The organism is Mycobacterium sp. TH-M15, from assembly GCF_057473705.1.
This window is the reverse complement of the sequence record NZ_JBYCLB010000458.1, coordinates 1-5562: the sequence shown is the minus strand read 5'-3', so window position 1 is coordinate 5562 and position 5562 is coordinate 1. Positions and strand designations below refer to the sequence as shown.

8 protein-coding genes are annotated in these 5562 nt (G+C 72.1%); 2 read left to right on the top strand and 6 right to left on the bottom strand.

Features of this window, described 5'->3' with window-relative positions; all coding sequences use genetic code 11:
- The coding region (locus AC2VNT_RS11120; RefSeq protein WP_486946906.1) for a thioesterase family protein at positions 1-438 on the top strand (438 nt) is incomplete at its 5' end.
- A 1-nt stretch (position 439) separates the two neighbouring features.
- Here the strand turns inward: AC2VNT_RS11120 and AC2VNT_RS11115 are convergent.
- From AC2VNT_RS11115 to AC2VNT_RS11100, 4 genes are read right to left on the bottom strand one after another with little or no spacing between them, the layout of a single operon-like run.
- Positions 440-925: a DUF4126 family protein gene (locus tag AC2VNT_RS11115; RefSeq protein WP_486946905.1), complete on the bottom strand. Its 486-nt coding sequence runs from the start codon at positions 923-925 to the stop codon at positions 440-442.
- Positions 926-979: 54 nt separating this feature from the next.
- Positions 980-1840 (bottom strand): ATP phosphoribosyltransferase, encoded by an 861-nt coding sequence (gene hisG, locus AC2VNT_RS11110; RefSeq protein WP_486946907.1) that lies wholly within the window; start codon positions 1838-1840, stop codon positions 980-982.
- Between the two features lie 5 nt (positions 1841-1845).
- Complete coding sequence (locus AC2VNT_RS11105) at positions 1846-2127, bottom strand: phosphoribosyl-ATP diphosphatase (RefSeq protein ID WP_486946904.1); 282 nt, start codon at positions 2125-2127, stop codon at positions 1846-1848.
- 31 nt (positions 2128-2158) lie between these two features.
- On the bottom strand, positions 2159-2869 hold the full coding sequence (locus tag AC2VNT_RS11100) for an HAD family hydrolase (protein WP_486946903.1): 711 nt from the start codon (positions 2867-2869) through the stop codon (positions 2159-2161).
- Between the two features lie 80 nt (positions 2870-2949).
- Here AC2VNT_RS11100 and AC2VNT_RS11095 point away from each other — a divergent pair, with 80 nt between their 5' ends.
- A complete protein-coding gene (locus tag AC2VNT_RS11095; RefSeq protein ID WP_486946902.1) occupies positions 2950-3822 on the top strand; it encodes a PAC2 family protein in 873 nt (290 codons plus the stop codon).
- A gap of 1 nt (position 3823) precedes the next feature.
- Here the strand turns inward: AC2VNT_RS11095 and AC2VNT_RS11090 are convergent, their stop codons facing one another.
- Positions 3824-4702, bottom strand: coding sequence for an SDR family oxidoreductase (locus AC2VNT_RS11090; RefSeq protein ID WP_486946901.1), 879 nt, complete (start codon positions 4700-4702; stop codon positions 3824-3826).
- A 26-nt stretch (positions 4703-4728) separates the two neighbouring features.
- Positions 4729-5562, bottom strand: an 834-nt coding sequence (locus tag AC2VNT_RS11085; protein WP_486946900.1) for a cysteine--1-D-myo-inosityl 2-amino-2-deoxy-alpha-D-glucopyranoside ligase, incomplete at its 5' end; no start/stop codon positions are given.

The window sequence follows — 5562 nt, the reverse complement described above, 5'->3', positions numbered from 1 at the left end:
ACCGACCGGCACGCGCCGCTGGACGAGGGTCCGCGGCAGCCTCCGCTGCCCTGGTTCGAAGACGCCAGCGGCTACTTTCACTCGGTGGACTGGCGGCCGCAGCCGGACACCGCCGACGGCACCGCGGTCTCCTGGCTCACCCCGACGGTGCACCTGGTCGACACCGACGAGACGACGCCGCTGCAGCGGCTGGCGATGGTGGTCGACTCGGCCAACGGGGTCGGTGCGGCCTTGGACTTCCGCGAGTTCACCTTCATGAACACCGACACCGTCGTGCATCTGCACCGGCTGCCGTCCGGGGCGGATTTCGGGCTGCGCGCCCGCGCGTCGATCGGCCCGGACGGGATCGGGGTGACCACCGCGGAGTTGTTCGACCGCACCGGGTTCATCGGAACGTCGGCGCAGACCATCCTGGTGCAGCGGCTCTGCGGCCGCTAGCTCACAGCGGCAGCGCCGTCAGCGCCGCGATGCCGATCCCGCCGAGCACCGCGACCGCGTCTTCGAGCAGCGCCACCGGCAGGTCGTGCTCCTCGTTTCGGGCGGTCAGCCGCTGGCGCGCCCGGTAGCCACCGACGGTGCCGAGCACCGCCCCGATCATCCCGGCGCCCAGACTGCCCCACGGGAAGTTCCACGCGGTGCCGATCACCGCACCGGCGAACGCGCCCAGCACGATCCGGACGAAGAACGGCGTCACCCGCACCCGATGCGGCACATTGGGCAGCGCGTCGAAGATCAGTTCGGCGACCGCCAGCACGGTCAACACGGTGACCGTCACCGGGTGGGCCAGCCAGGCCGCCCAGGTGCCGTCCATGTTGATCCAGTGCAGGAATGCGGCCCAGGCGACCACGGCCGGGGCGGTCAGCGAGCGCAGACCGGCGACCACCCCGATCAGCAAGGCGAACAGCAGGACGATGAAATGCGTCACCACCGGACGCTAACACGCCGGTGGCCTGCGGTATCGGCGACGACGAAAAGACGATCAAAACCGGCAGAACCGGATGTCCGACGCCAGGATGGCCTTGGCGCCGATGGCGGCCAGGTCGTCCATGATCGCGTTGATCCCCCGGCGCGGAACCAGCGCCCGCACCGCGACCCAGTCCGGATCGGCCAGCGGCGCGATCGTCGGCGACTCCAGCCCCGGGGTGATCGCGGTGGCGTCGTCGAGCACCGAGCGCGGACAGTCGTAGTCCAGCATCAGGTACTGCTGGCCGAAGACCACGCCCTGCACCCGCGCCGCCAGCTGGTCGCGCGACGCGGCCACCTCGGCGCTGCGGCCGTTCGGTGCGACGCCCTCAATCAGCACCGCCTCCGAATCGCAGAGCGACTCGCCGAACGCCACCAGCCCGTGCAGCCCGAGCGTGCGCCCGGACCCGACCACGTCGGCGATCGCGTCGGCCACCCCGAGCTGAATCGAGATCTCCACCGCACCGTCCAGCCGGATCACCGTCGCCTGAATACCCTTGTCTGCCAAGTCTTTTCGCACCAGATTCGGGTAGGCGGTGGCGATCCGTCTTCCGGCCAGGTCGGCGACGGTCCAGTCCCGGCCGGCCGGGGCGGCGTACCGGAAGCTGGACGCGCCGAAGCCCAGCGCCAGCCGTTCCCGCACCGGCGCACCGGACTCGGCGGCCAGATCGCGCCCGGTGATGCCGAAGTCGAGCTCGCCGGAGCCGACGTAGATCGCGATGTCCTTGGGCCGCAGGAAGAAGAACTCGACCTTGTTGGCCGGGTCGATGACGGTCAGGTCCTTGGCGTCGGTGCGCCGCCGGTAGCCGGCCTCGGCCAGGATCTCGGCGGCCGACTCGCTCAGCGCCCCCTTGTTGGGGACGGCGACCCGCAGCATCGCGCTCACAGCTTCCGGTACACGTCGTGGATGCTGAGCCCGCGCGCGACCATCAGCACCTGGGTCCAGTACAGCAGCTGACTGATCTCGCCGGCCAGCGCGTCGTCGGACTCGTGTTCGGCGGCCAGCCACACCTCACCGGCCTCTTCGAGGACCTTCTTGCCGATGCTGTGCACGCCGGCGTCCAGCGCGGCCACGGTGGCGCTGCCGGCCGGGCGGGTGGCGGCCCGATCGGCCAGTTCGGCGAATAACGCCTCGAAGGTCTTCACGGCCAGCGATTGTGTCACGCGAGGCGGAAGAAAGTCACGGCGGTTTCGCTCAGCCGGCCGGCTCGTCGACCGGCGCCAGCCCGGCGTGGATGCTCCGCAGGTCGGCGACCGAGAGCCCGGCCAGCGAGCCCACCCGGCGGCGGCGCGGGCCGGTCGGCACCGTGAGTTTGCCGGGCACCAGCAGCACCGGGCAGCCCGCCGCCTCGGCCGCGGCAGCGCCGGTCGGCGAGTCCTCCACGGCCAGGCAGCGGCCCGGGTCGACGTCGAGCAGGGCGGCCGCCCGCCGGTACGGGTCCGGTGCCGGCTTGCCGTGGGCCACCTCGTCCCCGCAGACGATCGCGGCGAAGTAGTCCCGGCCGATGCTGTCCAGGGCCAGCTCGGCCAGCTCACGCGGGGTGTTGGTGACCAGCGCCATCGGGACCTGCTGGGCGGCCAGGGCGCCCAGCAGCTCCCGCGCGCCGGGGCACCAGGGCAGGCCGGCGCCGAACAGCCCGGCGGCGCAGTCGTGCAGCCAGCGCGCCGACTCCGTCATCGCCGCCGCGTCCAGCGGCAGGCCCAGGTCGGTGTAGACGATGCGCATGGTGGTCTGCTCGGAGCCGCCGACCGTCGCGGCCCGCACCTCCGGGGTGAGGACCCCGCCCAGCCGGGTGTACAGCGCCTCCATGGCGACATCCCACAGCGTCTCCGAGTCGACCAGGGTGCCGTCCATGTCCCACAGCACGGCCCGCAACGATGCGTCGGCGCCATCGGGGGTGGCCATTCCGGCAAGCCTAGCTGTGCCGTCGGGGCGGTCTGCGCCACCCGGCTCCGGCGGCGGCGGGTAAGCCTTACCCTGGCGATGTGACACCTGACCCCACGTTTGGCGCTGCGGCCCTGCCGGATCTGCACCGTCCGATCGCGGTGGTGGCGTTCGAGGGGTGGAACGACGCCGCCGACGCGGCCAGCGACGCCGTCGAGCACCTCAACACCATCTGGCTGGCCCGGCTGATCGTCGACATCGACGACGAGGCCTACTACGACTACCAGGTCAACCGGCCGGTGATCCGCCAGGTGGACGGGGTCACCCGGGAGCTGGTCTGGCCGTCGATGCGGGTGTCGCACTGCCGGCCGCCGGGCAGCGACCGCGACATCGTGCTGATGCACGGGGTGGAGCCGAACATGCGCTGGCGCACCTTCTGCACCGAGCTGGTGACGCTGATCGAGAAGCTGGACGTCGACACCGTGGTGATCCTCGGGGCGCTGCTGGCCGACACCCCGCACACCCGGCCGGTGCCGGTCTCCGGGGCCGCCTACTCGCCGGAGTCGGCCGGCCGGTTCGGCCTGACCGAGACCCGCTACGAAGGCCCGACCGGCATCACCGGGGTGTTCCAGGCGGCCTGCGTGGCGGCCGGGATTCCGGCGGTGACGTTCTTGGCGGCGGTGCCGCACTACGTATCCCAGCCGCCGAACCCGAAAGCCACCGTGGCGCTGCTGCGCCGGGTGGAGGACGTGCTGGACGTCGAGGTGCCGCTCGGCGAGCTGCCGACGCAGGCCGAGGAGTGGAAGCGGGCGGTCAGCGAGATGGCCGGCGAGGACGACGAGATCGCCGAGTACGTGGCCACCCTGGAGCAGCGCGGCGACGCCGAGGTGGACGTCAACGACGCGTTGAGCAAGGTCGACGGCGACGCGCTGGCCGCGGAGTTCGAACGGTATCTGCGCCGGCGACGCCGCTGAGCTACCGCTGCTCGAGCTCCTGGGTGTAGCTGCTGGTGGACCGGCCCAGCGCGGCGACCTCGGCGTCCATCCGGTCCAGCAGCCCCCGGGTGGACCGGCCGATCATCGCCTCGGCGCCCGGGGTGGTCAGCACCGGCTTGAGCCAGCGGAACAGCCCCACCCAGCGTGGGCAGTACACCCGGGCGCTGCGCTTCTCGATGCCCCTGACGAACGCGTCGGCGCAGGCGCCGACCGAGGTGGTCTTGCTCAGCGGCCATGGCAGCTTGGCGAACATCTCCGCCGCCGTCGACAGATCCTTCTTGGTGTCCCTAACCAGGGCGGTGTCGATCCAGGACATGTGCGCCGAGCCGACTCCGACCCCGCGCTCGGCCAGCTCCATGCGCAGCGAGTTGGCCAGGTGCTCGGAGCCGGCCTTCGACGCGTCGTAGGGCACCATCCCGGGGGCGGCGGCGAACGCCGCCAGCGACGACACCACCAGCACGTAGCCGCGCCGCTCGATGATCGCCGGCACGGTGGCCCGCACGGTGTTGAACACCCCGACCAGGTTGACGTCCACAACCTGCTTGAACGCCTCCGGGTCCACCCCCAGCACCGATCCGTAGCTGCCGATGCCGGCGTTGGCCACCGTCACGTCGATCCGCCCGAACCGGTCGACGGCCTGCGTCGCGGCCGCCTGCATCGCCGACAGGTCGCGCACGTCGGCGGCCACGGTGAGCAGCCGGTCGTCACCCAGCTCGGCGGCGACGGCCTTGAGCTGGGCCTCGTCCAGGTCGGTGAGCACCAGTTTGGCGCCCTTGCGGTGCAGCCGGCGAGCCGTCTCGGCGCCGATCCCGTGCGCGCCGCCGGTGATGAAGATGACTTTGTCGTCAACAGAGGTCATGGCGCACAAGGTACCACCGGTACCGGTTACCGCAGCTTCACCCCCAGCAGCGAATCCACCGCAGTGGCCACCGCGGCCGGCGCGCCCGCGTCGTGGCCGCCGTACTCGAGCGCGTCGGTGGCCCAGCCGTCCAGCGCGGCAAGCGCCGTCGGGGTGTCCAGGTCGTCGGCCAGGTAGCCGCGCAGCCGAGCGATCACGTCGTCGGCCGACGGGCCCGCCGGCAGCGCAACCGCGGCGCGCCAGCGGTGCAGCCGGGCCTCGGCGTCGGCCAGCCAGCCGTCGTCCCAGAGCCGGTCGGCGCGGTAGTGCCCGGCCAGCAGGCCCAGCCGGATCGCCGCCGGCTCGACCCCCCGCTGCCGCAGCTGCGACACCAGCACCAGATTGCCCCGGCTCTTCGACATCTTCTCGCCGTCCCAGCCGATCATCCCGGCGTGCACGTAGTGCCGGGCGAACCGCCGCTCGCCGGTGACCGACTCGGCGTGCGCGGCCGAGAACTCGTGGTGCGGGAAGATCAGGTCGGTGCCGCCGCCCTGGATGTCCAGGCCGGCGCCGATCCGGCTGAGCGCGATCGCCGAGCACTCGACGTGCCAGCCGGGCCGTCCCGGACCGAACGGCGACGGCCAGCTCGGCTCGCCCGGCCGGGCGGCACGCCAGATCAGCGCATCCAGCCGGTCGGTCTTTCCGGGCCGGTCCGGGTCGCCGCCGCGCTGACCGAAGAGCGCCAGCATGGTCTCCCGGTCGTAGCCGGACTCGTAGCCGAACTGCCGGGTGGCGTCGGCGCGGAAGTACACGTCGGGATACTCGCCGTCGACCAGATAGCCGGCACCCGACGCGAGCCTCTTCTCCACCATCGCGACGAC